Origin of the sequence: Streptomyces sp. RKAG337, assembly GCF_023701715.1 — a bacterium.
Lineage (GTDB): Bacteria > Actinomycetota > Actinomycetes > Streptomycetales > Streptomycetaceae > Actinacidiphila.
Genome location: NZ_JAJOZA010000001.1, coordinates 6,993,581 through 7,019,300 on the forward strand (window position 1 = coordinate 6,993,581; position 25,720 = coordinate 7,019,300).

General features: G+C 71.8%; 26 protein-coding genes, 1 pseudogene and 2 riboswitches. Of the genes and pseudogenes, 8 read left to right on the forward strand and 19 right to left on the reverse strand.

Going from position 1 to position 25,720, the window contains the following annotated elements:
- The first annotated feature begins 28 nt into the window (after positions 1-28).
- Together LNW73_RS30915 and LNW73_RS30920 are read left to right on the forward strand one after the other, a co-directional pair.
- Positions 29-2,335: a hypothetical protein gene (locus LNW73_RS30915; protein WP_250992195.1), complete on the forward strand. Its 2,307-nt coding sequence runs from the start codon at positions 29-31 to the stop codon at positions 2,333-2,335.
- A gap of 5 nt (positions 2,336-2,340) precedes the next feature.
- A complete protein-coding gene (locus LNW73_RS30920) occupies positions 2,341-3,261 on the forward strand; it encodes a phosphatase domain-containing protein (protein ID WP_250992196.1) in 921 nt (306 codons plus the stop codon).
- On the opposite strand, the gene LNW73_RS30925 is transcribed toward LNW73_RS30920, so the two are convergent.
- Together LNW73_RS30925 and LNW73_RS30930 are read right to left on the reverse strand one after the other, a co-directional pair.
- A complete protein-coding gene (locus LNW73_RS30925; RefSeq protein WP_441349487.1) occupies positions 3,246-3,698 on the reverse strand; it encodes an NAD(P)-binding protein in 453 nt (150 codons plus the stop codon). The genes LNW73_RS30920 and LNW73_RS30925 overlap by 16 nt on opposite strands.
- The gene (locus LNW73_RS30930) at positions 3,695-3,904 is read right to left on the reverse strand and encodes a hypothetical protein (RefSeq protein WP_250992197.1); all 210 of its coding nucleotides are present in this window, start codon (positions 3,902-3,904) and stop codon (positions 3,695-3,697) included. The genes LNW73_RS30925 and LNW73_RS30930 overlap by 4 nt, the downstream gene beginning before the upstream one ends.
- A gap of 145 nt (positions 3,905-4,049) precedes the next feature.
- Between LNW73_RS30930 and LNW73_RS30935 the strand changes: the two genes are divergently transcribed.
- A complete protein-coding gene (locus LNW73_RS30935) occupies positions 4,050-4,604 on the forward strand; it encodes a universal stress protein (protein WP_250992198.1) in 555 nt (184 codons plus the stop codon).
- 24 nt (positions 4,605-4,628) lie between these two features.
- Here the strand turns inward: LNW73_RS30935 and LNW73_RS30940 are convergent, their stop codons facing one another.
- The 7 genes and pseudogenes from LNW73_RS30940 to LNW73_RS30970 all read right to left on the reverse strand — a co-directional run bounded on the left by LNW73_RS30940 (position 4,629) and on the right by LNW73_RS30970 (position 10,403).
- The gene (locus LNW73_RS30940; protein WP_250992199.1) at positions 4,629-5,930 is read right to left on the reverse strand and encodes a phosphodiester glycosidase family protein; all 1,302 of its coding nucleotides are present in this window, start codon (positions 5,928-5,930) and stop codon (positions 4,629-4,631) included.
- A 254-nt stretch (positions 5,931-6,184) separates the two neighbouring features.
- On the reverse strand, positions 6,185-7,432 hold the full coding sequence (locus tag LNW73_RS30945) for a flotillin family protein (RefSeq protein WP_250992200.1): 1,248 nt from the start codon (positions 7,430-7,432) through the stop codon (positions 6,185-6,187).
- Positions 7,433-7,442: 10 nt separating this feature from the next.
- Entirely contained in the window at positions 7,443-7,691 is a 249-nt protein-coding gene (locus tag LNW73_RS30950; RefSeq protein WP_138354456.1) for a hypothetical protein, read from the reverse strand.
- A 162-nt stretch (positions 7,692-7,853) separates the two neighbouring features.
- A complete protein-coding gene (locus tag LNW73_RS30955) occupies positions 7,854-8,600 on the reverse strand; it encodes a GntR family transcriptional regulator (RefSeq protein WP_250992201.1) in 747 nt (248 codons plus the stop codon).
- Positions 8,601-9,031: 431 nt separating this feature from the next.
- Positions 9,032-9,223, reverse strand: a pseudogene (locus tag LNW73_RS30960) (hypothetical protein); the annotation flags it as partial.
- Between the two features lie 34 nt (positions 9,224-9,257).
- A complete protein-coding gene (locus LNW73_RS30965; protein ID WP_250992202.1) occupies positions 9,258-9,728 on the reverse strand; it encodes an Asp23/Gls24 family envelope stress response protein in 471 nt (156 codons plus the stop codon).
- Positions 9,729-9,848: 120 nt separating this feature from the next.
- Positions 9,849-10,403 carry a CAP domain-containing protein gene (locus LNW73_RS30970; RefSeq protein ID WP_250992203.1) on the reverse strand — a complete coding sequence of 185 codons (555 nt, stop codon included), beginning with the start codon at positions 10,401-10,403 and terminating at the stop codon, positions 9,849-9,851.
- A gap of 115 nt (positions 10,404-10,518) precedes the next feature.
- On the opposite strand from LNW73_RS30970, the gene LNW73_RS30975 reads away from it, so the two are divergent.
- On the forward strand, positions 10,519-10,968 hold the full coding sequence (locus tag LNW73_RS30975) for a DUF5990 family protein (RefSeq protein WP_250992204.1): 450 nt from the start codon (positions 10,519-10,521) through the stop codon (positions 10,966-10,968).
- 16 nt (positions 10,969-10,984) lie between these two features.
- On the opposite strand, the gene LNW73_RS30980 is transcribed toward LNW73_RS30975, so the two are convergent.
- From LNW73_RS30980 to metE, 3 genes are all read right to left on the reverse strand, one after another.
- On the reverse strand, positions 10,985-11,179 hold the full coding sequence (locus LNW73_RS30980) for an antitoxin (RefSeq protein WP_250974372.1): 195 nt from the start codon (positions 11,177-11,179) through the stop codon (positions 10,985-10,987).
- 100 nt (positions 11,180-11,279) lie between these two features.
- On the reverse strand, positions 11,280-11,690 hold the full coding sequence (locus LNW73_RS30985; protein WP_250974371.1) for a hypothetical protein: 411 nt from the start codon (positions 11,688-11,690) through the stop codon (positions 11,280-11,282).
- 217 nt (positions 11,691-11,907) lie between these two features.
- Positions 11,908-14,226 carry a 5-methyltetrahydropteroyltriglutamate--homocysteine S-methyltransferase gene (gene metE / locus LNW73_RS30990; protein WP_250992205.1) on the reverse strand — a complete coding sequence of 773 codons (2,319 nt, stop codon included), beginning with the start codon at positions 14,224-14,226 and terminating at the stop codon, positions 11,908-11,910.
- A 184-nt stretch (positions 14,227-14,410) separates the two neighbouring features.
- A riboswitch (cobalamin riboswitch) is annotated at positions 14,411-14,600 on the reverse strand.
- A gap of 161 nt (positions 14,601-14,761) precedes the next feature.
- Positions 14,762-14,904, forward strand: a riboswitch (cobalamin riboswitch).
- A 153-nt stretch (positions 14,905-15,057) separates the two neighbouring features.
- Between metE and LNW73_RS30995 the strand changes: the two genes are divergently transcribed.
- Positions 15,058-15,549: a DUF4430 domain-containing protein gene (locus tag LNW73_RS30995; RefSeq protein WP_250992206.1), complete on the forward strand. Its 492-nt coding sequence runs from the start codon at positions 15,058-15,060 to the stop codon at positions 15,547-15,549.
- 81 nt (positions 15,550-15,630) lie between these two features.
- Positions 15,631-16,419 (forward strand): precorrin-6A synthase (deacetylating), encoded by a 789-nt coding sequence (gene cobF / locus LNW73_RS31000; protein ID WP_250992207.1) that lies wholly within the window; start codon positions 15,631-15,633, stop codon positions 16,417-16,419.
- Positions 16,420-16,431: 12 nt separating this feature from the next.
- Here the strand turns inward: cobF and LNW73_RS31005 are convergent, their stop codons facing one another.
- The 7 genes from LNW73_RS31005 to LNW73_RS31035 all read right to left on the reverse strand — a co-directional run bounded on the left by LNW73_RS31005 (position 16,432) and on the right by LNW73_RS31035 (position 22,425).
- Positions 16,432-17,178, reverse strand: a complete 747-nt coding sequence (locus tag LNW73_RS31005; protein WP_250992208.1) for a cobalt-precorrin-6A reductase — start codon at positions 17,176-17,178, stop codon at positions 16,432-16,434.
- Positions 17,179-17,294: 116 nt separating this feature from the next.
- Complete coding sequence (locus tag LNW73_RS31010) at positions 17,295-19,250, reverse strand: ABC transporter permease (RefSeq protein ID WP_250992209.1); 1,956 nt, start codon at positions 19,248-19,250, stop codon at positions 17,295-17,297.
- Positions 19,251-19,355: 105 nt separating this feature from the next.
- On the reverse strand, positions 19,356-20,168 hold the full coding sequence (modA, locus tag LNW73_RS31015) for a molybdate ABC transporter substrate-binding protein (RefSeq protein WP_250992210.1): 813 nt from the start codon (positions 20,166-20,168) through the stop codon (positions 19,356-19,358).
- A gap of 108 nt (positions 20,169-20,276) precedes the next feature.
- Complete coding sequence (locus tag LNW73_RS31020) at positions 20,277-20,672, reverse strand: TOBE domain-containing protein (RefSeq protein WP_250974364.1); 396 nt, start codon at positions 20,670-20,672, stop codon at positions 20,277-20,279.
- 99 nt (positions 20,673-20,771) lie between these two features.
- A complete protein-coding gene (locus LNW73_RS31025) occupies positions 20,772-21,296 on the reverse strand; it encodes a hypothetical protein (RefSeq protein ID WP_250992211.1) in 525 nt (174 codons plus the stop codon).
- A gap of 5 nt (positions 21,297-21,301) precedes the next feature.
- Positions 21,302-21,802: a molybdopterin-dependent oxidoreductase gene (locus tag LNW73_RS31030; protein WP_250974362.1), complete on the reverse strand. Its 501-nt coding sequence runs from the start codon at positions 21,800-21,802 to the stop codon at positions 21,302-21,304.
- Positions 21,803-21,987: 185 nt separating this feature from the next.
- On the reverse strand, positions 21,988-22,425 hold the full coding sequence (locus tag LNW73_RS31035; RefSeq protein WP_250974361.1) for a response regulator: 438 nt from the start codon (positions 22,423-22,425) through the stop codon (positions 21,988-21,990).
- 294 nt (positions 22,426-22,719) lie between these two features.
- On the opposite strand from LNW73_RS31035, the gene LNW73_RS31040 reads away from it, so the two are divergent.
- Complete coding sequence (locus LNW73_RS31040) at positions 22,720-24,363, forward strand: sensor histidine kinase (protein ID WP_374118227.1); 1,644 nt, start codon at positions 22,720-22,722, stop codon at positions 24,361-24,363.
- Positions 24,360-25,622 carry a PP2C family protein-serine/threonine phosphatase gene (locus LNW73_RS31045; protein ID WP_250992212.1) on the forward strand — a complete coding sequence of 421 codons (1,263 nt, stop codon included), beginning with the start codon at positions 24,360-24,362 and terminating at the stop codon, positions 25,620-25,622. The genes LNW73_RS31040 and LNW73_RS31045 overlap by 4 nt, the downstream gene beginning before the upstream one ends.
- Positions 25,623-25,720 lie beyond the last annotated feature (98 nt).

The window sequence follows — 25,720 nt, forward strand, 5'->3', positions numbered from 1 at the left end:
GACACCCATGACCCGATCAGGAGCAGCCGTGACCGACCTCGAAACCCTCGTCAAGCCCGCAGACCTCGTCGCGGCCATCGAGTCGGGACACGTCTCGCGCAAGCAGCACCCCGAACTGCCCCTCTCGATCTACACCTACACGCGCACCTGCCAGTACGAGCGCGCCTGGACCGACGTCACCATCCGCTGCCGCGGTCTGGTGGCCGACGACGCGACCGGTGCGATCGTGGCGTGGCCGTTCGAGAAGTTCTTCAACGTCGGGGAGCACGGCCTCGGGCTGCCGTACGCGCCGGCACTGCCCGTCGAGCCGTTCGAGGTCTACGACAAGGTCGACGGCTGCTTCCCGACGAACACGGCGCTCAACCTATGGGGAGGCGGCACGATCACCATTGGCGAAGTCGTTCGCCGGCGGCTGTCCGTCACTCTCGTCGGGATGGACGAGCAGGGCAGCCTTGTCCCCGCTGTCGTGACCGACTGGCACCGGAACGGCCGCAAAGACCACTGGCTCGACATGACGATCGACGCACCGGTCTCCCGTCTTTCGGGGGCGGGCGGCCGTCCCAATCGGCTGCGTGTCACCGTGAACCACGAGATCCACGTCAACGGGGGCTACCGACTGGCCTGCGAAGTCCGGCCCGGAGACGAAGTGACGACTCAGACTTGGCAGCCCAGCACGGACGTGCTCCGCCTGATTCGGGCGTCCATGCTGGGAGACGGCTGCGTGGTTGCGTCGTCGACCAAGGCGGGCGTCGCGAAGTACCAGGAGCCGCACGCCGCCAAGCACTCCGCATACGTTGAGGCGATCCAGAAGGCCCTGGGCGACTGCGCGGCCAACCGCGCGGATTCGACCTCCGGCTACGGCAGCACGCTGGTCTGGGCGGGAAGCCGGGAGTATGCCGCCCTTGGAGATCTACGGCGCGAGTGGTACCCGGACGGGATCAAGCGTGTTCCTGCCGACCTGAGCTGGCTGGATGACTTTGCCGTCGCCAAGTGGATCATGGATGACGGATCCCTCAGCACCGGCTCCAATGATCAGCAACCCCGACTGAACCTGGCCACCAACTCCTTCACTCAGGAGGACGTCCAGCGCCTCGCCGGCCACCTTTCGGAGATGTACGGGGTGCACTGCAAAGTCTACCCGGACAGGGGTTGGTGCCTACGAGTCAACGCCGGACGCGATCGATCCATCGATCGGCTGTGGGCTGCTGTGGCGCCACATGTCCACCCGTCCATGCGCTACAAGCTTCCCGAGCAGTGGCGCGACGTGCCGTACACGCAGATGGCCACTGGCAAGGAGGTGGTCGTGCCGACGGCGGCACGTGTGCTCAAGGTGGAGGCGGTCCCCGCGACGAAGGCGAACTTCCCGCACGGCCGCATCGGATACGACATCACCACGAGCACGTCCAACTACCTGGCGCGCGGGGTTTTGGTCCACAACAGCCTCGGCATCGTCTTCCACTACGACGCCCGCTGGCACGTCGCCTCCAAGGGCTCGTTCACCTCGGAGCAGGCCACCTGGGCGACGCGCCGGCTGCGTGCCGCCGACACCGGTGCGCTCGACCCGCGGAGCACGTACCTCGTCGAGATCCTGTACCCGGAGAACCGCATCGTCGTGAACTACGGCGAGCGGCGCGACCTCGTGCTGCTCGCGGCGTACGCGCACGACGGCACCGAACGCGCCCTCGCCGAGGCCGCGGTGGAGTGGCAGCCGATCGGCTCCGTCGTCCGCAGCTGGCCCGCGCCCGATCTGGCCCGGCTGCTCGCGATGACGGCCGAGAACATCCGCGTGGACGGCCGGGCCGTCACCGGTACGGACGCCGAGGGGTACGTCCTGCGGTTCGCCTCCGGGGTGCGGACGAAGGCCAAGACCGCGGACTACGTGCGGCTGCACAAGGTCATCACCGGTGTCACCGAACGGGACATCTGGCGCAGCCTCGGCATCCAGCGGTTCGCCGACCGCGATCCCAAGCGGCTGACCCAGATCCTCGGCTGCCAGCCGCAGGAACTGGCTGCCTACGCGGCGAGCGGTACCGGTCCGCTCGACGCGCTGCTGGAACAGGTTCCGGACGAGTTCGACGCCTGGGTGCGCGGCATCGTGGAAGGTCTGGTGGCGCAGGCCGAAGCGCTGGCCGCGAGCGCCCGGGAGGAGTTCGCGGCCCTCGCGCCGCTCGGGCACGACCGGGCCGCGTTCGCCCGCGCCACCCAGCGGATCAGCGACCGGACGGTGCGCGGCACCATGTTCCAGCTGCTCGACGGACAGAACGTCGATCTACAGTTCTGGCGGGCGATCAAGCCCGGCCCCTCCGACCCTTTCGCGAACGACGAAGAAGGCTGAACCCGATGCCCACCGTGCACGTCATGACCGGTCTGCCCGCCTCCGGGAAGACCACCGCCGCCCGCAAGCTGTGCGCCGACTCCGAAGGCCGCGTCCGGCGCGTCAACCTCGACGACCTGCGGGTGATGCTCGGCGACGGCGGGAGCGGCGGCGGCCGGCAGTGGTCGCACGAGCACGAGCAGACCGTCCTCGCCATCCAGGACGCCGCCGTGCGGGAGACGGTCGCCGCCGGTTTCGACGTCGTCGTCGACAACACCCATCTGACCCCGCACATCCCCAAGCGGCTCAAGGCCGCCGTCGGCGGGCTGGCGGTCTTCGCCGTCCATGACTTCACCGATGTGCCGATCGAGGAATGCCTGCGCCGCGACGCGGCCCGCGACAACCCCGTGGGCGAGGAGATCATCCGCATCCTGGCCGACAAGCACACCAAGGCCACCCGCGGCGGCTGGCGGCTCACCGACGCCTGGATGAACGACACACCCGCCGTCCTGCCCTACACCGCGGACGCGACCCTGCCCGACGCGGTGATGTGCGACATCGACGGCACCCTCGCCATCAACCAGAACCGCAACCCGTACGACTTCGCCCGCTGCGAGCAGGACGGCCTGAACACCTCGGTGCGCGACGCCCTCGCCGCCTTCCAGAAGGCGAACGGCGACCGGATCGTGCTGCTGTCCGGCCGCGGCGAGGAGTTCCGCGCCCAGACCGAGGCCTGGATCGCGGCACACGGCGTGCCCTGCGACGAGCTGTGGATGCGGCACGCCGGCGATTCGCGCCGTGACGACGTCGTCAAGGCCGAGCTGTTCGACGCGCACGTCCGGCACCGCTACAACGTGCGCGTTTGCCTGGATGACAGGGACAGGTGCATTAAACTTTGGAGGAACATCGGACTGCCCACCTGGCAGGTGAACTACGGGAGTTTCTGAGCCGGGGGCCGTGGCTCGGGGCCGGCCGGCGGCTGAAGCGGATACCGGCGTCCTCCAGTCGGCCGCGCCGCAGCATCAGGATGTCGCGCGGGTATTTCTGGTACAGCCCCCAGGGCGCGATCGCCGTCCACGCCGTGCTCGCGGGCGGTGTCGCGGACGTACTCGCGGATCGCGTCCCCGTCGGCGATCGCCTTGGCACCGGTCCAGGGCCGGAACGTGTAGCCCAGCGTCTGCATGTCGGAGTCGGAGCGGATGCCGGGGTAGCGGAACAGGTCCCAGGTGCCGCCGATCGCGTCCCTGGCCTCCAGGATTGCGAACGTCCTGTCCGGGGTCTCCCGGCGGAGGTGGCAGGCGGCGCCGATGCCGGACAGGCCGGCACCGACGATCAGCACGTCGACGTGGCCCGCGGGCGCGTCGTCACCGGTCGGGGGCGTCACGCACCCGGCTCCGACCGGGACAGCGCCGCCGCGGGGAGGGACGGCTTCGGCCGGCGCGGTTCGCGGACGCCGGCGGGCGGCGGACCGCCGGGACCGCCACCGCCCGGCCGCACCCGGCGCCGGAACCGCCGCAGCAGGGCCACCAGGGGAATGAGCGGCAGGGCGAGCAGGAGCCACGGATTCCTCGTCATCTGCTTCATCTGCATTCTCCGACACTCCGCTCACCGCCCGGCGTGCGCCATAGCCCTTACAGGCTAAGGGACGCCGCTCCCGCTGAGCCGGCCGTCGCTGTGGCAGTGTGGGTGGCGCCGCAGACGACCGGAAGTTCGACGACCGGAGGCCCGACGACCCGTGACCACGATCATCTGGATCACCGAGGGCGCTTGGCAGGCGACCGTGGACGCCGCCCGCTCGCACGTCCCCGACTCGGCCGAACTCACCCTGCTCCATGTCACCGGTGACGACGTCGAGGCCGCCGCGCACGGCGCGTTCGCGGGTCTGCTCGGCCGCGGTCATCGTGAGCGCGATCCGGGCGACTATCTGGAGGCGCTGTCGGCGACGGCCGGTGCCGAACTCCTGGAAGCGGCGGCAGACCGGCTCGGCCGGCCCGCGGCCCGGCTGCAGGTCCACGGGCGCACCGCGCGCGAGGTGGTCCGGGCGGCGGAGGGCGCCGAACTGCTGATCTGCGCGCGGGACGGCGACCTCCAGCGGCTGGGGCCCCGCAGTCTGGGGCGCGACGGCCGGTTCGTCGTCGACCACGCGCCCTGTCCCGTCCTGCTGGTGTGGCCCGAACCCGCCCCCGGTCTCGGCTCGATCCCGCCCCCACCGACCGGCCCCCCGCCGCCGCACCACGGTCCGCCGCACCACGGTCCGGAGCACCACGGTCCGGAGCACCACGGGGCGTGAATGTGCGGGCGGGCTGCGTCGGCGTCACGCGGAGGAGATCACGCCGATCCCGTTCGGCACCGGGCGTTCGGGCACGCCGGACGGATGGTTCCGCACCGTGCTGTGCGCGGCGCCCGGGAGCCGGGTGACGAGGGTGGACGAGCCTCCTCCGTCGAGGTCGACGGCGCCGTCGGCCCCGAGGGAGCGCAGCAGTCGGGCCAGTTCGCCGAGGGTCAGTCCGTCGTCGTGTTCGGCGCCGCCGTCCAGGGCCAGCAGATACAACCGGTGGCCGTGGCGGCTGAATCCGGCGGCGGTCCGGGTGGCGGCGACGGTCTCGTTGAGGCCGTCCAGGGGGGCGCCGTCGCGCAGGACCGGATACCCGCCGATCGCGAAGGTCAGCGGGATGCTTCCGGTGGCCCGGAGGCGGTGCCGGACGGGTACGGGGTCACCGGGCCGCAGCTTGCGCAGTACGCGGGCGCCGGCCTCGCGCCCCACCAGGACGACCGTCCCGCGCGGGACGAGGCCTTCGCCCAGGGTGGTCGAGACCGAGGTGACGCGGCCGTTGTGCACCGTCACCTCGTAGGGGTCGGTGCCGCAGGGGGCAGCGCGAACGTCGTCGGTTCCGCATGCGGCGCGTTCACGGGAGGCGGGTCCCCAGGCCGAGGTGTACGCGCCGATGCCGTTCACGGGCAGCGCGTACTGGTTGAAGCCGGCGAGCTTCCATGTCCCGGACGGGGTGACGACGGTGCCGCGCAGCCGCAGCCGGTCCAGCCGGGCCGTGCCGTCGGCGCCGATGCCCAGCACGTCCTCGTCGGTCGCTCCCGGCACCAGCGCGATGCCGTAGCGCTGGCCGTCCGGAACAGCGGCCTTGAGCGGCCGCCCGTCCGCGACGGCCGGGCCCACGGGGGAACCGGTCGGCCGCACGCCCGGGTGCTCGTCCTCGGTGATGTCGAAGAAATCGCCGTTCACGGCGGCGACCGCGCCGCGCGCGTCGGCCAGCCGGGACACCGGCGCCCGGATGCCGGTCACCGCGCCGCTCGTGCCGGGCCGCAGCAGCTCGACCTTCACACGGGCGTCGTCCAGCTCGACCGTCAGGAGGTGGCCGTGCGCCGTGCCGTGGGACGCGGCCACCGAGAACGTCTCGTACCGCACGCCGGGCGCCGGATGCGTCGCGTCCGCGAACAGCGGACCCGGAACGGCGTCGGCGCTCCCGGGCGCCGCCATGACGAACAGGGCGCTCCAGGCGGCGGTCACGACGACCGCCGTACGTAAGCGGCTCCCGGGCCGGGAGTGCCGGCGGGAGCCGGAGGACGGACGGGCGGGCAGGCACGAGGTGGCGCGGGGCATGGACCGGACCTTTCTTGCCTGTGCGTCGAGGTGTGGGGTGACACGTGTGCGGTGGCACGTGTGCGGTGGACCGCTCGGTCACTCTTCCCGATCGCGTCCGCCCTCCGGCGCGTCCGCCGTCCCGTTCCTGCTGTTGGCGTAGTGAGCGGCCTGCCGCGACATGCCGAAGGGACCGGCGGACGGAGCATCAACTCCTGTCCGCCGGTCCCTTCCTGGAGTCCGGCCGCGCCCGGTGGCGCGCTGTCCCTAAGGCACTAGTCGATCGTGATCGGGCCGTCGGTCGGCTTGTCCCGGCCGGTGTCCTTGTCGGTGTCCTTCTCGGTGGGCTTCGGCTTCACCGGCTCCGCGGGGCCGGCGGCCGGCTTCAGGTAACCCTGCAGTTCGAGCAGGCCGTTGTCCTTGCCCGGACGGGGGTACTCGGTGGAGCCGCTCAGGTTCTTCCGGACGGAGTCCAGGATGGTCAGCCCCTGGCCGACCAGTCCCGCCGCGATCTCACTGAGGCCGTCGGCGCCGTTGAGGACGTTGACGTTGGCCCCGGCGAGGCCGCCGGCGGCCTCCTTGACGATCAGCGGCAGCTGGTCGATCAGCATCCGGTCCAGTGCCACCCGGTCGTACGAGGCCGCGGCCTCGGCCTGGATCTTCATCCGCTCGGCCTCGGCGATCGCCAGCACCTTGATCCGCTCGGCCTCGGCCTCGGCGGGCTTCACGATCTCGGCCCGCAGCTGCTGCTGCCGGAGCTCGGCCTGGCGCTGGGCCAGTTCGGTCTGGGCGATGAGCACTTCCTGCTGCGCGTGGGCCATCGCCAGCGGGCCGGCCTGCGCGGACTCCGCCTGCGCGCGGTCCACCTGGGCCGAGTACTCGGCCTTCACCACGGCGGTCTGCCGGGCGTACTCGGCCTGGTTCCGCGCGGCCACCTGCTCGGCCTCCACCGAGGCCTGGGTGGCCTGCGCCTGGGCGATCTGGGCCTGCCGCTGGATGGCGGCCTTGTGCGGTGCCGCCATCGCGGCGATGTATCCGGTGTTGCCGTCGTCGATCGACTGGATCTGCAGCGAGTCGACGGTCAGACCGATCTTCGCCATCTCCGTCTTGGAGGTCTCCAGGACCTCGGTGGCGAGCTTCTGCCGTTCGGTGACGATCTCCTCGACCGTCATCGAGCCGATGATGGAGCGCAGATGACCGGCGAAGATCCGGCCGGTCAGCACCGACATCTGGTCCTGGTCGGAAAGGAACCGCTGACCGGCGTTGACAATGCTCTCCCGGTCGTTGCCCACCTTGAAGGCGATCACGGCCCGGACCGTCAGCGCGATGCCCTGCTTGGTCACACAGGTCTCGGCGACCTCGGCCTCGCACATCGCCAGGGTGAGGAAGCGGGTCTTGCGGAAGACGGGGAGCACGAACTTTCCGTGGCCGGTCACCACGCGGAACGGCGCACCTTCCAGTCCCCGCCTGCCGCCTGAAATCAGCATCGCCTCGTCGGGGGCGGGAACGCGATAACCGAACATTTCGTCTCCTTTAAGGGGCGTCGGTGACGCCGCCCAACGCATCCAGGGGATCTGCCCACTCGATGACGCCGACCTGCCGGGTCCCGCGGGACTCGATGACGAGCACGGTCGTCCCGCGCGGCAGGGGCTCCTCGGACCAGGCGAGGAAGGTCTCGGTTCCCCCTCTGACGCGCACCAGGATCTCGCCGGGTCCGGCGGATCCACGCGTGGCGATCAGAAGTTCCCCCGTGCAGCCGATAACGGCCTCGTCCTGCGCCATTGCCGACTGCCCCTTCGTCGTAGTGGTCCTGGGATATCGACCATAGTCCTCATGCCACCGGCGGCCTATCCTCGGGGACCCGGTGGGTCGTATAGGGGGAGGTCCGAGCGGGTCGGCGGCCCTGCGTAGGGCGTCCGGGACGGAGCTCGTGGCGCCCGCCGGTCAGGTGACGGGGAGGGCGAAGTCGTAGACGAGTTGGGCCGGGCCGGGTGGCAGCTGGAGGTCGGTGACCTCCAGGACGCGGCCGTGCTGATCGGCGATGGTCCGGCGGATGGTCAGCTTCGCGTGGTCCGGGGCGGCCGGCCGGGGGTTGTGGACCGGGGTGAGATCGATGGTGTCGCGCCGGTGGGGGCGCAGATCGGCGTCGATCATCCACTGGTACAGGCCGCGCAGGTTGCCGCGGTGGGGCTCGGACGAGGCGCGGCGGTGCTCGGCCAGCCGCGGAATCTCGGCGAGCGCGACCGGCGAGAAGTACGACGTCGCGTTCGCCAACTGGGCCCCGGGCGCCTGCTCGACCCGCTGGTGGACGAGGGTGGGCGTGCCGGGGGTGAGGCCGAGCAGGCAGGAGATGTCGACGGGGGCGGGCGCGGTGCGCAGCACGCCGAGGTCGTCGTCGATCCCCTCGGGCATGACGGGCGCCGTGTCGATCAACTGACCCGGCAGCGCCACCGGGACGACCGCGGCGCGGGTGCCTCTGCGTCCGGTGGTCACCATGCCGCGGTCGCGCAGGAGCTGCAGGGCCTGGCGTACGGTCTGCCGGTTGACGCCGAAGCGGTCGGCCAGCAGCCGCTCTGCGGGCAGTCGGTCTCCCGGGGCTATGCGGCCCTTGTCGAGCTCGGCCTGGAGTTGGTCGGCGATCCGCTGGTAGAGCGGACGGGCGGGCGGGGCGGAGCGGGAGGAACGGGGCACAGCGGGTGATCCCTTCCCATCGGGAGTGACGCATGGTGATCGCACATGTGAGATTCGTTCCCCATATTTATCATTGGTCTATACCTGTGGCGAGCATTACTCGTCGGTACGCCAGGTATTGGCGCGAACTCGCAGTCACCGGACCCGATCCGCTGCGCCCCGCGGTTTGTCGCTGATTGAGCATGGCGAAGCCGGACCCCCGCAAGGTGACCAGCACATTGCCGAGGGCGTAAGGGTCGGTGCGCGCCCGACCGGAGGCCCGGCCGTGCGCACGTTCCGTGAGGTTCGCGGCTGCGGTTGAGAGCGCTTGCCGGCCGGGCCGGCGCCGGGGAACCCCTCGGCGCCGGCCCGTGCCGAACCGCTCAGCGCAGGCGGTCGCCGCCCCGGTCACGGCCCCGCTCGCGGGTGCGGTCGCCGGTGCTGGTGCCGCTGCGGTCGCCGTCGCGGTCACGGCTCCGGCTGCGGAAGAACTCGTCGGGATCGAGGTCTCCGTCCAGGAACTTCCCTGCCACGAAGCCGATGGCGCCGAGCGCCGCCACGAGCAGGAACGCACCGAACCCGCCGAAGTACCCGGCGAACGCCAGGGCCATTCCCACGCCCAGGCCGACCAGCGGCGTGTTCATCGTCCGCCCGCCGTCTCCCGCGCCGGTCCGCCGCTCACTGGACCCGCTGCTCCCGCTCGTCCTCGTCGTCGTCCTCTTCGTCCGGCAGCTTGACGTCGCCGATCGCGATGTTGACCTCGACGACCTCGAGCCCCGTCATCCGCTCGACCGCGGCGATCACGTTCTCCCGCACCGCGTTGGCGACATCGACGATGGACACGCCGTAGTCCACGACGAGGTCGAGGTCGAGGGCGGTCTGCGTCTCGCCGACCTCCGCCTTCACCCCACGGGTGACGGATTTCGCGCTGCCCGGCACCCGGTCGCGCACGGCGCCGAAGGTGCGGGCGAAGCCGGTGCCCAGGGCGTGCACACCCACGACATCGCGGGCGGCCAGACCGGCGATCTTCTCCACCACGCCGTCGGCGATGGTGGTCCGGCCGCGCCCTCCCGCATCGCCGCGCGGTGGCTTGCTCCCGGGGTTGGGGCGGTCCGGCTCGGGCTTGGTCCGCGGTGTGCTGTCGCTCATGGTGAGTCGTCCCTTCGTTGGGCTGCTCTACGTCCCACGCTAAGCACGGGTCGCCGCCACCGCGCGCGGAGAGCGCTCGGGGGCGGTCGGAGCGCGGCGCTCCGGGGGTGCCGGACGGGGTCAGCGGGCGGCGAAGTCCTGGGTCCACCATGGGCCGTTCGGGCGCATGCTCACGCCGACGCCGATCTCCTTGAACGCGCAGTTCAGGATGTTGGAACGGTGGGCGGCGCTCTTCATCCACGCGGTCATGGCCGCTCGCGGGTCCTTGGCGCCCTTGCCGATGTTCTCGCCCCACCGCGTCCACGGATACCCGGCGGAGGTCAGCCGGTTGCCTGGGTCCTGACCGTCGGGCGTCGCGTGCTCGTAGTAGCCGCGGGCCGCCATGTCGTCGGAGTGCGCCCGGGCGGCCGCCGTGAGTTTCCCGTTCGCTGTGACGCGCCGGCAGCCGTGTTTCCGGCGTTCCACGTTGACGATGCCCACGATCTGCCGGGCCCGCCAGTCCATGCCGGCCAGGGCGGTACCCGCGACGGCCGGGTGCGGGGCCGCCGCAGCGCTGTAGCTCCCTGCGGTGGCGGCGATGAGGCCCGCGGCCACCAACCATGCCGTGGTGCGCGACCGGCGCCGCCGGGGCGGTTCGACGGGAGACGGCGGCGGGGACCCGGAGTCGGGGTTCACGGGGCGTACCTTCCGGGTCTGTCAGTGGCTCGCCGTACGGTGGACACGCCGTGTCCGGGACGCGCGGACGAGGATCCGGGTGAGGACTGAGGACTGAGGACTGAGGGCTGAGGCGATGGCAGAGGTACTGGTGCGGATCGTGGGCCGGGAGCTGCCCGGGGCCGCCTGTGGCGACCACAGGGACGTCCATGTCGGGATCCAGCGGGGGGCGGTAGCGGACGCCGTGGTGTCGGCGGACGCCGCTGAGGTGGTCTTCGAGACCGCCGTCACCCTGGTCACCGCGCCGGACGGAACGGCCGACTTCCGCGGGCCCCATGTCCAGGGCCGCCGCGGCGGCCGGTTCCTCTATCTGACGTGGGGCGAACAGCCGCCCGGCGGAGCGTTCGCGATGTTCCGCCGGGCCAAGCTCCACCTGGGCGACATTCCCGCCGGGAACCTGGCGGCCGCCCGCGACGGCGGCGGCTGCCTGCGGGCAGACCTGGGACTGACCGACGGCTTCGGCCTGCCCCTGTGCGCCTCCGTTCACCCGCCCCGGGTGACCTGGAGCGTTGTCGCCAGTCGCTGACAGGTGCGCCGGCCGGCTACCGACCCGCCTCGTCGGTGGGCGGACGGGTGCCGCCGATCTGCTCGTTCAGTTTCTCCTGAGCCGTGTCGACCTGGCCGCTGTACTTGTTCTGTGTCTTCTTGTCGACGAGGTCACCGGCCTTCTCGACGCCCTGCTTCGCCTGATCCTCGTGACCCTTGAGCATGCCTTTGATTTTGTCGAGCATGGACATGTCGGACCTCCTCGCGTGATGGACAACATCTTCAGGATCTACGCAGAGGACAGGGTTCGCATTACGGGCGTAACGCTTCGGACCGGCCCGGGCCGGGCGCTCAGGCCGAGTGGACCGCCACCGCCAGCACCAGGAGGACGGTGACGACCGCGCAGATGCCGTGAGCGACGACCGCCGTGACGGGAAAGTGCCGCTCGGCGGTCCGCTCGCCGTGCGCATGGCGGCCGGGGCTGGGCAGCCAGCGGAACAGCATCATCAGGCCCAGGGACGCCACGACGAGCACGACGCCGCAGGCCGCCCACGCGGAGGCCATCAGATCGCCGAAGAGGAAGACCGTCCACGCGGCCAGGCCGACCACGGCCAGCAGGATGTGCCCCAGGATCAGCGAGACCGGTAACCGGGTGATGCCGGCCTCGCGTTGCCGCAGGCCCCCGTGGCGCAGCCAGATCGTGAACAGATATGCCCCCAGGGAGGCGGTGAGCAGCCAGACGCCCAGAGCAACAGAGCCCATTCCCCCGCACCTCGTTCGATCGCTGTCCGGGCCGCGTCCACGACGGTCGGCGCGGCGCCCCCATCAGAGCGCCCCTCCGGATGCGGTCCGGGACAAACATTCCTTGCTTAACCCGAAAGGATGAACCGGGACGGTCCCGTACGGAACGGCGGGCGGCACTGCGCTAGCGCGCGGCCGGGGCGGGCACCCTGGGGTGTCCGCCCCGGCCACGGCCGCGTCAGGAGGTCGCGCTGGGCAGCGTGCTCCGCACCTCGCGGGCGGCGGTGACGAGGTTCTCCAGGGAGGTCCTGACCTCCGGCCAGCCGCGGGTCTTCAGACCGCAGTCCGGGTTGACCCAGAGCCGTTCGGCGGGAATCGCCTCAAGGCCCTTGCGGAGCAGGGCCGCCGCCTCCGCCGCGCTGGGGATCCTGGGGGAGTGGATGTCGTAGACGCCAGGACCGACCTCGCGCGGATAGCCGGCGGTGGCCAGCTCGCCCGCGACCTGCATGTGGGAACGGGCGGCCTCCAGGCTGATGACGTCGGCGTCGAGATCGTCGATGGCCTGGAAGATGTCACCGAACTCCGCGTAGCACATGTGGGTGTGGATCTGGGTGTCGGGACGGACCCCGCCGGCGGTGAGACGGAAGGCCTCGGTCGCCCAGCCGAGGTACTCGGCATGGCCGTCGGCGCGCAGCGGCAGCGTCTCGCGCAGCGCGGGCTCGTCCACCTGGATCACCGAACTGCCCGCCGCCTCCAGATCGTCGACCTCGTCGCGCAGGGCGAGCGCGACCTGGCGGGCGGTGTCGCCGAGCGGCTGGTCGTCACGGACGAAGGACCAGGCCAGCATGGTGACGGGCCCGGTCAGCATGCCCTTGACCGGGCGGGTGGTGAGGGACTGGGCGAACCGTGTCCAGCGGACCGTCATCGGCTCGGGGCGGGAGATGTCCCCGGCGAGGATCGGCGGCCGGACGTAGCGGGTCCCGTAGGACTGGACCCAGCCGTGCTGGGTGGCGAGGTAGCCGGTCAGCTGCTCGGCGAAGTACTGCACCATGTCGTTGCGTTCGGGCTCGCCGTGCACCAGGACGTCGATGCCGGCCTTCTCCTGGAAGGAGAGGACCTCGCGGATCTCGGCCTCGATACGGGCGTCGTACGCGGCGGTGTCGATGCGCCCGGCCCGCAGATCGGCCCGTGCGGTGCGCAGTTCGGTGGTCTGCGGGAAAGAGCCGATCGTGGTCGTCGGCAGCAGCGGCAGCCCGAGGTGGGCGCGCTGGGCGGCGGCCCGCTCCTCGTAGGGCTGGGAGCGGCGGGCGTCGCTGTCGGTGACGGCCGCGGCGCGGGTCCTGACGGCCGGGTCGTTGGTGAGGGCGGAACCGGCCCGGGAGGCCAGGTCGGCCCGGTTGGCGGCGAGTTCGGCCGCGATCGTGTCGGTGCCCTGGGACAGTCCGCGCGCCAGGGTGACGATCTCGGCGGTCTTCTGCCGGGCGAAGGCCAGCCAGCGGGCGATCTGCGGGTCGATGTCGCGCTCGGCCGTGGCGTCCAGCGGGACGTGCAGCAGGGAGCAGGAGGAGGCGACGTCGACCCGTTCGGCCAGCCCGAGGAGCGTGCCGAGGACGGACAGCGACTTCTCGTAGTCGTTGATCCAGACGTTGCGGCCGTTGACGACCCCCGCCAGCAGGCGCTTGCCGGGCAGCCCGCCGACGGCCGCGAGGTCGTCGAGGTTGGCCGCGGCCGGACCGGTGAAGTCCAGCGCCAGCCCGTCGATGGGCGCCTTGGCGAGGATCGGCAGGGCCTCGCCCAGCCGGTCGAAGTAGGACGCGACCAGCAGTTTCGGCCGGTCGGTGAGACCGCCCAGCACCCGGTAGGTGCGCGCGGCGGCGTTGAGTTCGCCCGGGGTGCGGTCCTGGACCAGGGCCGGCTCGTCGAGCTGCACCCACTCGGCCCCTGCGGCGAGCAGATCCGCGAGCACCTCGGCGTACACGGGCAGCAGCCGGTCGAGGAGCGTCAGCGGTTCGAAGTCCGCCGCGACGCCGGGGGCGGGCTTGGCGAGCAGGAGGTAGGTGACCGGACCGACGAGGACCGGGCGCGCGGTGAGGCCGAGGGCGAGCGCTTCCTTCAGCTCGGCGACCTGCTGGGTCGAGTCGGCGCTGAAGACGGTGTCCGGGCCCAGCTCGGGCACCAGGTAGTGGTAGTTGGTGTCGAACCACTTGGTCATCTCGAGCGGCGCGACGTCCTGCGTGCCGCGGGCCATCGCGAAATAGCCGTCCAGGGCGTCGGCGGCGACCGCGGCGCGGTGCCGGGCCGGAATCGCGCCGACCATGACGCTGGTGTCCAGGACGTGGTCGTAGTACGAGAAGTCGCCGGTCGGGACCTCCTGGATGCCGGCGTCGGCGAGCTGCCGCCAGTTGGTGCGGCGCAGCTCGGCGGCGGCGTCCCGCAGGGCGTCAGCACCGACGTCGCCCTTCCAGTAGCCCTCGATCGCCTTCTTCAGCTCCCGGTTCCGGCCCTGCCGGGGGTAGCCGTGCACGGTCGAGCGTGCGGTGGCGGACGTGCTGGTCATGGAACTCTCCTTCGCGAGTGTCTCCCATAGGACCCCGGGAGAATCGACGGCGCGAAGGGACCACAGACCGGACGGGATCACGTCGCTGAAGCGCCGAAACGCCGCACGTGCCCGCCTGATGTGTACTCCGACCCGCCCTCGAGGTCTCCGGAATCACCGTGCGCCGTTGGGGGCGCGCGGGCAGTGGCAGGTCTTCGGACTCGCGGGCGCGTCTCGTACGGACACGAGACACCTACTGGCCGTCGCTTCCCAGATCCCGGCTCGGGTCCCAGTGCGTATGACGGCGGTCGTTCCCACTCACCGCTGCGGGGCAGTCCCGGAATTCCACCGGGTTCCCTCTTACGACGCGCCTGTCTGGCGGACAGGGCGAACCAGCTGCACCGTCCAGCCTATGGCCAAAGGGGCCGCCGGGTCAGCATTGTTCAGCTACCGGACGGTGAGATGGGACACCGGCTCGTCCCGCCCCGCGGCCCGCTCGAGCACCCGGAAACAGGGGTGGTGCGCGAGGCGCGGCGGGCCGTACGATGCGACCGGTTCCAGCCGTCCGACGGGCGGCGGGGCCGACAATTTCATGCGTCCGCGAGTGGGGAAAGCCGGTGGGAATCCGGCGCTGACCTGCAACCGTGAGCAGCGTTCCGCGCTGCGAGCCGGAGAGCCCGCCGTACGACGTGCACTGCTTCTCACTGTCATGGTCTGCAGCGTGGAGCCCGAACCCCTCCTGGTTCTCCGGCCCCTGCCGCTTCCTTCACGGAACGCGCCAGGGGTTCGACGTGCCGTGGGGGACACGTGCGGGGTCCCGGCGCCGGCCCCGTACGAAAGGCTCTCCATATCGTGCTGCGTACCGCATCCCGGCGCATCGCGCTGGCCGCCGCCGCTCTCGCCTTCACCGCGATCGCTCCCTCGGCGTCCGCCGCGTCCGCCACTCCGGCCACCGCCGCCTCGCTTCCCGTGCTCGTCCGGGTCACGGTCGTCGACACCACCCACACGGTCTTCAACGGCATCGTCCTGACCAACGGCCATGACGTCACGACCGCCACCGGTGGCACGCACCGGTGCGACGGGACCAACGGCGGCGCCAATCCGGGCCGGGTGGCCACCCCGACCGCGGCGCTCGACGACGCGGCGAGACGGGCGCACTTCTCCTGGGACGGCACCTGGTACCCCTCGTTCGACGACTACGCGGTCAGCCGCATAGCCGCCGACACGGCGGGCGCGAGCGAGTACTGGAACATCTCCGTCAACGGCACGCCGACCCCCGTGGGCGGCTGCCAGTTCCGTATCAGGACCGGTGACAAGGTCGTCTTCACCCTGACCGCGTTCTGACCCCCGGCCCGCCGGGGGCGGCAGCGCAAAGGCCGCCCCCGGCGGCGTCACGCCCCGACCGCATGGTGCAGACTCGATGCCGTGAGAAAGATCTTTGTCATCGGTATCGGCGCGGGCGACCCGGACCATCTGACGCTGCAGGCGGTCGAGGCGCTCAATCAGGCCGACGTGTTCTTCGTGCTCGACAAGGGCGAGGAGAAGTCGGACCTGGTCCAGCTGCGCCACGACATCATCGAACAGCATGTGACGCGTCCGCACCGGCTGGTGTCGGCCCAGGACCCGGACCGGGACCGTACGGCGCCGTCACCGGTCTACGCGTCGGCCGTCGGTGACTGGCGCCATCGCCGGGCCGACATCTACGAGCACTTCATCACCTCGGAGCTGGCGGACGACGAGTGCGGCGCCTTCCTGGTGTGGGGCGATCCCGCCCTGTACGACAGCACCCTGGGCATCCTGGAGGACGTTCTCGGCCGCGGGACGGTCGCGTTCGACTACGAGGTGATCCCCGGCATCAGCAGCGTCGCGGCGCTGGCCGCCAAGCACCGGACCGGGCTGAACCGGCCCGCGCGGCCCGTGCAGATCACCACCGGCAGGCAGCTGGCCGCGGGCTTCCCCGAAGGGGCCGACGACGTCGTCGTCATGCTCGACGCGCACCAGGCCTTCGCGCACCTTCCGGACGGCGGGGACGACGTCACGATCTACTGGGGCGCGTACCTGGGCACACCGGACGAGATCCTCGTCGCGGGACCGCTGCCCGACGTCTCGGACCGCATCCAGACGCTGCGCGCCGAGGCCCGCGCCCGCAAGGGCTGGATCATGGACACCTATCTGCTGCGCAGGACCCCCGCAGGCGACCGCGACGACGGCTGACCCGGCTGCGGGCTACGCCGGCACCTCGTGCAGCCACGCGGCCGCTTCCTCAGGGGTCGCGGCCACGGGCACCCCGTCGGGCACCGGCGGGCGGCGGACGACGACGACGGGAACACCGGCCTCGCGGGCGGCGGTGAGCTTCGCCGCGGTGGCCGGTCCGCCGCTGTCCTTGGTGACGAGGACGTCGATGCGGTGGCGGCGCAGCAGTTCCGTCTCCCCTTCGAGGGTGAAGGGCCCCCGGTCGAGCAGTACTTCCGAGGGCTCCGGCAGTGGTGGCTCCGGGGCGTCGACCGAGCGGATCAGGAACCACAGACCGGTCGTTCCGGCGAACGCGGCCAGCCCCGTCCGGCCCGTGGTCAGGAAGATCCGCCGGCCCAGCCCCGGGAGCAGCGCGGCGGCCCCGGCCAGGGAATCCGCGGGGTGCCAGCGGTCGTCCGGGCCCGCCACCCAGCCGGGCCGCCGCAACGCGAGCAGCGGGATCCCGGCGGACGCCGCCGCCTCCGCGGCGTGGAAGCTGATGGTGCCGGCGAAGGGGTGGGTGGCGTCGATCAGCGCGTCCACCGCGTGCTCGGCCAGCCAGTGGCCCAGCGCGTCCGTGCCCCCGAACCCGCCGATCCGCACCTCGCCGGCGGGCAGCCGCGGTTCGGCCACCCGCCCCGCCAGCGAGCTGGTCACCCGCAGCGCGGGATCGGCGGCCAGCGCCGCCGCGAGCCGGCGCGCTTCAGCGGTGCCGCCCAGGATGAGCACATGTCGTGTCACGTTCGCCGTTCACTTCCCTCGCAGCGGCCGGTGGATCCGCCGCGGTGGGGCGCAGGCGGGGGACGGCGTCGCAGCCTATCCGCCAGGGCCGGGCACTGCCGGGCAGCGCGGTCGGCTCAGAGCGTGACGAGGGTGACCTCGGTGGCCTTGACGCTGGTCCAGACCGAGGTGCCGTCGGTGAGGCCGAGTTCTGCGGCCGCCTGGTGGGTGATCTCGGCGACGAGGTCGGGTGCCTGGTCGGAGGTGACGAGAAGGCGCAACCGGCTGCCGGCGGAGGTGATCTCGCGGATCGTGCCGGGCCAGACGTTGCGGGGGCTGCCGGCGGGTTTGTCGCGGTGCACGGAGACCGCCTCCGGCGCGATGATCGCCAGCGCCCGCGCCCCCTCGGTGAGGGTGTCGGCGACGACGAGCTGTCCGCCGCCGGCCAGCGCGAGGCCGCTGGTGGTCGCCGTACCGGGCCACGCGTTGCGGCCGAGCATCCGGGCCACCCACGGGGAGCGGGGATGGCGGGTCACGTCGGCGGGCGACGCGTCCTGGAGGGCGCGGCCGTCCTCGAGGACGAGCACCCGGTCGGCGAGGGCGACCGCTTCGACGGGGTCGTGAGTGACGATCAGACAGACGCCGCCGAACCCGTCGAGGTGGGTGCGCAGCGTGTGCCGGACATGGGCCCGCGTGGTCTGGTCGAGGGCGGCCAGCGGTTCGTCGAGCAGCAGCAGCCGGGGGCGGGCGGCGAGTGCGCGGGCGAGGGCGACGCGTTGGGCCTGGCCGCCGGAGAGCTGCGCGGGTCTGCGGTGGGCGAGATGGCCGACGCCGAGCCGGTCGAGCCACTGCTGGGCGGTGCGGCGTGCCTCGGAGCGCGGGACGTGATGGGTGCGCAGACCGTAGGCGGTGTTGGACAGCGCGGTCAGATGCGGGAACAGCGCGCCGTCCTGCGGGACCCACGCGACACCGCGCTTGTGCGGCGGCAGGTTCGTGACATCGGTGCCGCCGAGGCGCAGTTCGGCGTGCGCGCGGGGGGTGAGGCCGAGGAGGGCGCGCAGCAGCGTGGTCTTTCCGGCGCCGTTGGGTCCGACGATGGCGATGGTGGTGCCGGGCTCCGCGTCCAGGGTCAGCTGGTTGAACCCGGTGACGTCGGTGTGCAGCGACCAACGGTCCGGTGCGGCCGAGGACTTCGGGCCGGGAAGACCGTCCGAGGGGGTGCTCGTCAGCGGATCCGCCGGCGGCGGGCCGTCGTCCACGGGTCGCTTCGAGCTGCTCTCCCGGGCCACCGCCCCGCCGGCCCAGCGGCCGCGCAGCGCGATCAGTACGGCCATCGCGATGACGAGCAGCAGCAGGGAGACGGACGTGGCGGCTTCGGGTGAGTCCTGCAGGAGCAGATAGACCTCGAGGGGCAGCGTCTGGGTGGTGCCGGGGAGGTTGCCCGCGAAGGTGATGGTCGCGCCGAACTCGCCCAGGGCGCGCGCCCAGGTCAGCGCCGCGCCCGCCACCAGGCCGGGGGCGACCATGGGCAGCGTGACGGTGAAGAACACCCGCACCGGCGCGGCGCCCAGTGAGGCGGCGGTCTCCTCGTAGCTCGGGCGCAGCCCCGCGAGGGTCCCCTCCAGGCTGATGACCAGGAACGGCATCGCCACGAAGGTCGCCGCGACCACCGCCCCGGAGGTGTGGAACGGCAGCACGATCCCGAACGTGTTCTCCAGCCACGGCCCGAGCAGCCCCCGTCGCCCGAAGCCGAGCAGCAGCGCGACACCGCCCACGGTGGGCGGCAGCACCATCGGCAGCAGCACGAGGGAGCGCACCAGCGATTTGCCGGGGAAGTCGACCCGGGCCAGCAGCCATGCCAGCGGCACCCCGAGCAGGAGCGACAGGCCCAGGGCCCAGAACGACACCAGCAGCGACAGCCTCAGCGCCGTGGTGACGTCGGGGCTGGTCAGATGGGTGCCGATGTCACCCCAGTCGGTGCGGTAGAGGATGCCGATCAGCGGCATCAGCAGGAACGCGATCGCGAGCAGTGCGGGCAGCGCCAGCGCGACCGGGGTGCGCGCGCCGCGTGCTCGGCTGCGGATGCGTGTCATCGGCGGTTCCTGGGATCGGGGCAGGCGAAGGCAGTGACAGGGCTGTCCGGTCCCCCGACCCGGACAGCCCTCACGGCAGGGGGAGCTGCCGCTTCCCGCACAGGACTACGGCTGCTGGAAGCCCGCCGCCTGCAGGATCTTCTGCGCTTCGGGGGTGCTCAGCCAGGCCACGAACGCGGCGGCGGCCTCGCTGTTCTTGGTGGTCTTCAAGGTAGCGGCCGGGTACGAGGCGACGGCGTTCTGCGCGTCGGGGATCTCGATGGCGTCGACCTTGTTCGTGGCGGTCGCGGCGTCGGTCGCGTAGACGATGCCGGCGTCGGCCTCGCCGAGCTCGACCTTGCTCAGTACGGCGCGGACGTTCGGCTCCTGCGAGACCGGCTTGACCACGAGCTTCTGCGCGTCGAGGACCTGCTTGCTGTACCGGCCGACGGGGACGGTGGGTGCGGCGAGGACGACCTTGAACTTGGTGTCGGCCAGGTCCTTGAGGGCCGTGATCTTCAGCGGGTTGCCCTCACCGGTGGCGATCACCAGGCGGTTCTTGGCGATGATGGCCGGGGTGCCGGTGTCGGACTTCAGGCCGTCCATGGTCTTGGTGTCGGCGGTCACCAGGGCGTCGGCCGGCGCGCCCTGCTTGACCTGCGCGGCGAGTTCCTGGGAGCCGGCGAAGGAGAACTTCACCGTCGTGCCCGGGTGGCTCTTCTCGTACGCGGCGCCTGCGGTCTTGAACACATCGGTCAGCGAGGAGGCGGCCAGCACCGTCAGCGCGGCCTTGGGCGCACCGGAGGTGCTGGCGGACGGGGTCGCGGTGGAACCGGCGTCCTTCTTGTCGTCACTGCCGCAGGCCGCCACGAGCGGAACGAACAGGGCGGCGGTCACGATCGCGGCAGCGGCGCGGCGTCTGTTGAAGGCAAAGGACATGAGGGTTGGACTCCCTGGTGACGTGGCTGTTCGGGCCGACCGGTGTCGCCCGAGCGGGTGGTGGAGGCCGCGTCGGGGACGGACGACGCCGCTGGCTGGAGCGGTGGGTCAGGTGCGGTCGATGTGCACGCTGGTGGACTTCACGCGGGCGGTGGCCCGCATGCCGACCTCCAGACCGAGTTCCTCGACGGCTTCACGGGTCAGCAGGGACACCAGCCGGTGCGGACCGGCCTGGATCTCCACCTGGGCGGCGACGTCGCCGAGCTTGACCGCGGTGACGATGCCGGGGAACGCGTTGCGGGCGGAGGTGTAGGAGGTGTCCTCCTCACCGGTGCCTGTCTGGGCGATCTCGATGGAGAACGCGGCCAGGTCCCGGCCGTCGATCAGCCGGCGGCCGCCGTCGTCGCGGTGGGTCGTCACCCGGCCGGCGTCCGCCCAGCGGCGCGCGGTATCCGGACTCACACCCAGCAGGCGCGCCGCCTGACCAATCGTGTAGGACTGCATGTGCGACACGGTAGGGGCAATTCCATGGCATTTGCAATTCATGATGCGAATCTCCATGGCAACTGCCCCACCCTTTAGTGAAAGGTCCAATGGCGGTGGTCAGGCGGTGAGAAGCGCCAGTCCGATCCGGCTCTGGAAAACACTCCAGGTGGAGATCTCCGCGCCGTAGACGCCCGGCACGGGAATGTCGTCACTCATGGGATGGCAGAGGGCGACGACCATATATCCCCTGGGGGTGCCGCCCATGACCCCGACATTGAGACCGGTGCGCTCACAGATCAGCGGCGTCGCCCACAGGTCGGCGTCACCGGCGATCGGGCCGATCGTCACCCGGCGCCCGCTCAGGGAGAAGGGCTCGGTGACCGGGGGTCCGCCGCGGGCGGCGGCCCGCACGGACAGGGCGGCCACCGCGTCCTCCTGGCGGAAGTACCCCGACCCGTCGTCCCCTGCCGACGCCGCCGCGGTGTGCAGATACCGTCCGTCCGGCCCCAGGAGCGCGGCGGCGTAGGCCACGCCCGGCTCCTCGATGATGTCGGCCCGCAGGAAGTCGTCCCACGCATGGGTGGCCTCGGCGCTCTGTGCGGCGGCCCCGTCCCGGGGTCCGGCACCGTTGTCCGGCGACACCCGCCCTATCCCCTGGCCGCGGATGCGTCGGGCGAGGGGCAGGCCCCGACCCATACGCTGCTGATGGCGCTGATGTAGCGGGCCCCGCAGCGGTCGGAGGGCACCACCAGCTGGCTGCCGGACTCGTCCAGCGCCCCGCCGTCCAGGAGCGTGGCCAGCAGGATGGGGGTGTCCCCGAAGTCGGCGTCGATCTCCGCCCAGGACAGCACCGTATGGTGCCCGTCCCCGCCGGTGACCGTCAGCAGGAAACGCGAGCGGTCCTTACGCCGCCGGGCGTCGAAGGCGGGCTCCGCGGCGGAGACGACCTCCCGCAGCAGCGGCCCCTCGAAGCGGTGGTGCTGCGGCCCGTTGGTCGCGCAGTCGAAGACCACGTCCGCCCGGTGCTGCTCCCAGCCGTTCCGCAGATCGGCGACGGTCAGGGTGACCGGCCGGTGCACCTCGCCGCGCAGGAGGAAGGACCGGGTGCGCGGCGGCGCGGCGCGCTGCGGCGTACTGGGTCGGCTCATCCGATTCCCCCTCCGGGCGGTGCACGCGGCGGCTGCTCACAACCTCATGCCCAATCGTCCGTCCGGAGAATCGTAGATGCAACCTAAAAGTGCTCCAGTTCCTCGTGTATATGAGGTGGGAATGGTGTCTGGACCGGCAGACGCGGTGTTCCCGGTGCGAGAGGCCCGCTAGTACCGCCGGCCGCTCAGTCGCGGGGCAGGTGGGTGGCGATCTCGAGGAAGAAGGCGTCGATGCCCCGCACGGAGTGCAGGAAGTCGTCGAGGTTGACCGGCTTGGTGACGTAGGCGTTCGCGTGGTGCTGGTACGCGTCCGAAATGTCGTCCGGCGTGGACGAGGTCGTCAGGACGACCACCGGGATGCCGGCCAGCGACGGGTCGTCCTTGAGGACGGCCAGCAGTTCGCGGCCGTTCATCCGGGGCATGTTCAGATCCAGCACGATGAGATCGGGGCGATCGTTGGCCGGGTCCCGCAGGTGCTCCAGGGCGGCGACGCCGTCGTTGGCGCGGGCGATGGCGCGGGTCATCCCCTTTTCCGCGAGGGCTTCTTCGATGAGCATCGCATCGGCGGCGTCGTCCTCGACGAGCAGGATGCTGTAGGAGCGGGGAGAGGCGAGGGCGTTCACGGGTTCGCTCCTGTGAAGGTCGGCGGGACGGAACTGAGGGGGTGCCCGCGGCGGAAGGTCTCCGTGACCGGCCGGTGTGAGGGCGCCGTCCCGACCTGTTCGGCCGCTGCCGTCAACTGGGCAGGGTCGAGTCGGGCGGTGGACTCCTCGCGGCGCATGTGCCCACCCTACGGTCGTGTCGATGAGGCGACAATCATGGTTGCCCGCGCTGGGTACGATGGCGCGGCTGTACCCGGGGGCGGAGTGGTTGGCCCTGCCGCTGCCGCGGCGGGGCGGGGTGATCGAGGAGTCGCAGTGACAGGGCTTGCAGGGGCGCGCAGCCACGAGGATCCGGCCGAGCACCGGCGCCCCGGAGCGGGTGGGGCCCGCCGGGGCGACGGTCCCACGGCGGGCTGGACGACGCGGCGCTGGCTGACGGCGGGTGCCTGCGCCGCGCTCGCGGTCCTCGCCGTCCTCGCGGCGACCGGGGTGTGGGTCTTCGCCCGCTCCACGGCGATCTCGGACCGGCTGGTGGACGGCAGTACCCCGGCACTGGTGGCCTCGGTGCGGCTGGAAGGCGCGTTGATCAACCAGGAGACGGGGGCGCGGGGGTACGGGCTGACCGGGGAGCCGGGCTTCCTGGAGCCCTACCGCTCGGGCCTGCAACAACAGAAGGACGCCACCGCGCAGTTGCGGACCCTGCTGGCCGACGACCCGGCCGGGGGCGCCGACCTGGACGAGGTGCTCGCGCGGGCCGAGACCTGGCAGTCCCGGTTCGGCCGGCCGGTGGCCACCGCGCCGGCCGGCGCCCCGGTGGCCCTGGCCACCGAGCGGGCGGACGAGGGCCGGCAGGACTTCAACGCCATCCGCGTCAGCGCCGCGCACCTGGAGAAGGACCTGGAGGCCGCCAGGGACCGGGCGCACGCCGAACTGCACCACGTACGGTCCCAGCGCAACTGGATCTTCTCCCTCATCGCCGCGGTGATCCTCGCCCTGACGGTGCTGGTGTTCGCGGGGCTGCGCCGCGGAGTGACGCTGCCCCTGGGGCGGCTGTCCGACGACGTCCGGCGCGTCGCCGGGGGGAACTTCGGCCACCCGATCACGGCCAGCGGCCCGGCTGATCTGCGCCGGCTCGCGGTGGACGTCGAAGGGATGCGCGGCCGGCTCGCGGCCGAACTGGCCTTCTCGGACTCGGCCCGCGAGCAGCTGGACCTGCAGGCCGCCGAGCTGCGCCGCTCCAACGCCGAGCTGGAGCAGTTCGCCTACGTGGCCTCCCACGACCTGCAGGAGCCGCTGCGCAAGGTCGCCAGCTTCTGCCAGCTGCTGCAGCGCCGCTACGCCGACCAGCTCGACGACCGGGCCGTGCAGTACATCGACTTCGCCGTCGACGGCGCCAACCGCATGCAGACCCTCATCCACGACCTGCTGGCCTTCTCCCGGGTGGGGCGGCTGCACACCGACAACGAAACGGTCGACCTGGAGGAGCTGTTCTCGCGCACCACCGACGCGCTGAGCATCGCCGTCGAGGAGTCCGGCGCGCGGATCACCCACGACCCGCTGCCCGCGGTGTCCGGCGACGCCACCCAACTGGGCATGCTGCTGCAGAACCTCGTCTCCAACGCACTGAAGTTCCGCTCCGCCGAGCGGACACCGGCGGTGCAGCTGAGCGCCCGCTGCGAGGACGGGCTGTGGCACTTCGCGGTCACCGACAACGGCATAGGCATCGGAGCCGAGTACGCCGAGCGGGTCTTCGTGATCTTCCAGCGGCTGCACACCCGGGAGGCCTATCCGGGCAACGGCATCGGGCTGGCCCTGTGCAAGAAGATCGTGGAGTTCCACGGCGGTACCATCGCGATCGACCCCGGCCACACCCCCGGCGCCCGCATCACCTTCACCCTCCCCGGACTGCCCCTTCCCCAGGCCGAGTCGGCCGCGGACACCGAGAGAGTCTCGCCATGAACGTGCAGGACGCTCACGGGAACGCCGGCGGGCGCCGCACCGCGCCGACGATGCCGCCCGCCCTGCCCGTCCAGCGGGCGCCGGGGCGCTACGCCGTCCTGCTCATCGAGGACGACGCCGGTGACGCGGTGCTGGTCGAGGAGTATCTGGCCGACACCGGTCTGAGCGTCGACCTGGAGTGGGCCCAGACGCTCGCCGACGGGCTGGCCCGGCTGAAGGGGCGGACACCCGACTGCATCCTGCTCGATCTCCACCTTCCCGACGCCTCGGGAACCGGTGCCGTCCAGCAGCTGCAGACCGCCTGCCCGGCCGCGGCCGTCATCGTCCTCACCGGCATGGCCGAGAGCAGCGCGGGCGCCGAGGCCGTCGCCGCGGGAGCCCAGGACTACCTCGTCAAGGGCGCCGTCACCAGCGAACTCCTCGACCGCGCACTGCGCTACGCGGTGCACCGCAAGCACGCCGAGCGCACCGCGACCGAGCTGCGCGAGAACCATCTGCGGGCTCAGGAGAACACCCGGCTGGAACGGGGTCTGCTGCCCACCCCCATGCTCAGCACGCGGGCCGTGGTCCCCACCTCCTGCTATCTGCCCGGCCGCGAAGGCGCGCTGCTCGCCGGTGACTTCCTCGACGTCGTGGAGACCGCGGACGGCGTCGTCCACGCCGTCATCGGCGACGTCAGCGGCCATGGACCCGACGAGGCCGCCATCGGGGTGTGCCTGCGCATCGCCTGGCGCTCGCTCGTCCTGGGCGGCCACCGCGAGTCCGGCCTGCTGGCCCTGATGGAACAGGTCCTCGTCGCGGAACGCCCCTACTCCGCCATGTTCGCCACCGTCGCGACCATCTCGCTCCACCCGGACACCTGCCGGATCGACATCACGCTGGCCGGCCACGACGAACCCCTCCTCGTCCAGCACGGCACGGCCCGTCCGCTGCCGTCCCGGCCGGGTCTCGCCCTGGGCATCGGTCCTGGCGGCGGTGGCCGGCACACCACCCGGGCCGAACTCCCGCCCGCCGCCTCGCTGCTGCTGCACACCGACGGACTGGTGGAGGGGCACAGCGGGCCCGGGCACGAACGCCTGGGGACCACCGGCCTGCTGTCCATCATCGACGGCGCACCGCGGACGAGCGGGCAGGGGCTGGTGGACCATCTGACCACCGTCACCCGGAAACTGGACGCCGGACGTCATCTGGACGACCTCGCCATCCTGTTGCTCAGCTGGGACTTCACCGCCCCTGAGGGCGGCGGACGCACCGTCTGAACCCCTCGCGGTCAGGTTGTCCACAGGCCCGCCGGTGCTGCCGGAGGCATTGTCCGAGGCTCCCCCTAGAGTCGCAGCAACGTGATCGCGGCGGCGCT

Coding starts and splice junctions, on each gene's coding strand:
- LNW73_RS31010 (WP_250992209.1), bottom strand. CDS start 19,250: ATGACACGCATCCGCAGCCGAGCACGCGGCGCGCGCACCCCGGTCGCG.
- modA (WP_250992210.1), bottom strand. CDS start 20,168: ATGTCCTTTGCCTTCAACAGACGCCGCGCCGCTGCCGCGATCGTGACC.
- LNW73_RS30985 (WP_250974371.1), bottom strand. CDS start 11,690: ATGGGCTCTGTTGCTCTGGGCGTCTGGCTGCTCACCGCCTCCCTGGGG.
- LNW73_RS30940 (WP_250992199.1), bottom strand. CDS start 5,930: ATGCCCCGCGCCACCTCGTGCCTGCCCGCCCGTCCGTCCTCCGGCTCC.
- LNW73_RS30975 (WP_250992204.1), top strand. CDS start 10,519: ATGGCAGAGGTACTGGTGCGGATCGTGGGCCGGGAGCTGCCCGGGGCC.
- LNW73_RS30965 (WP_250992202.1), bottom strand. CDS start 9,728: ATGAGCGACAGCACACCGCGGACCAAGCCCGAGCCGGACCGCCCCAAC.
- LNW73_RS30950 (WP_138354456.1), bottom strand. CDS start 7,691: ATGGCGCAGGACGAGGCCGTTATCGGCTGCACGGGGGAACTTCTGATC.
- LNW73_RS30920 (WP_250992196.1), top strand. CDS start 2,341: ATGCCCACCGTGCACGTCATGACCGGTCTGCCCGCCTCCGGGAAGACC.
- LNW73_RS30930 (WP_250992197.1), bottom strand. CDS start 3,904: ATGCAGATGAAGCAGATGACGAGGAATCCGTGGCTCCTGCTCGCCCTG.
- LNW73_RS31045 (WP_250992212.1), top strand. CDS start 24,360: ATGAACGTGCAGGACGCTCACGGGAACGCCGGCGGGCGCCGCACCGCG.
- metE (WP_250992205.1), bottom strand. CDS start 14,226: ATGACCAGCACGTCCGCCACCGCACGCTCGACCGTGCACGGCTACCCC.
- LNW73_RS30945 (WP_250992200.1), bottom strand. CDS start 7,432: ATGTTCGGTTATCGCGTTCCCGCCCCCGACGAGGCGATGCTGATTTCA.
- LNW73_RS30980 (WP_250974372.1), bottom strand. CDS start 11,179: ATGTCCATGCTCGACAAAATCAAAGGCATGCTCAAGGGTCACGAGGAT.
- LNW73_RS31030 (WP_250974362.1), bottom strand. CDS start 21,802: ATGAGCCGACCCAGTACGCCGCAGCGCGCCGCGCCGCCGCGCACCCGG.
- LNW73_RS31020 (WP_250974364.1), bottom strand. CDS start 20,672: ATGCAGTCCTACACGATTGGTCAGGCGGCGCGCCTGCTGGGTGTGAGT.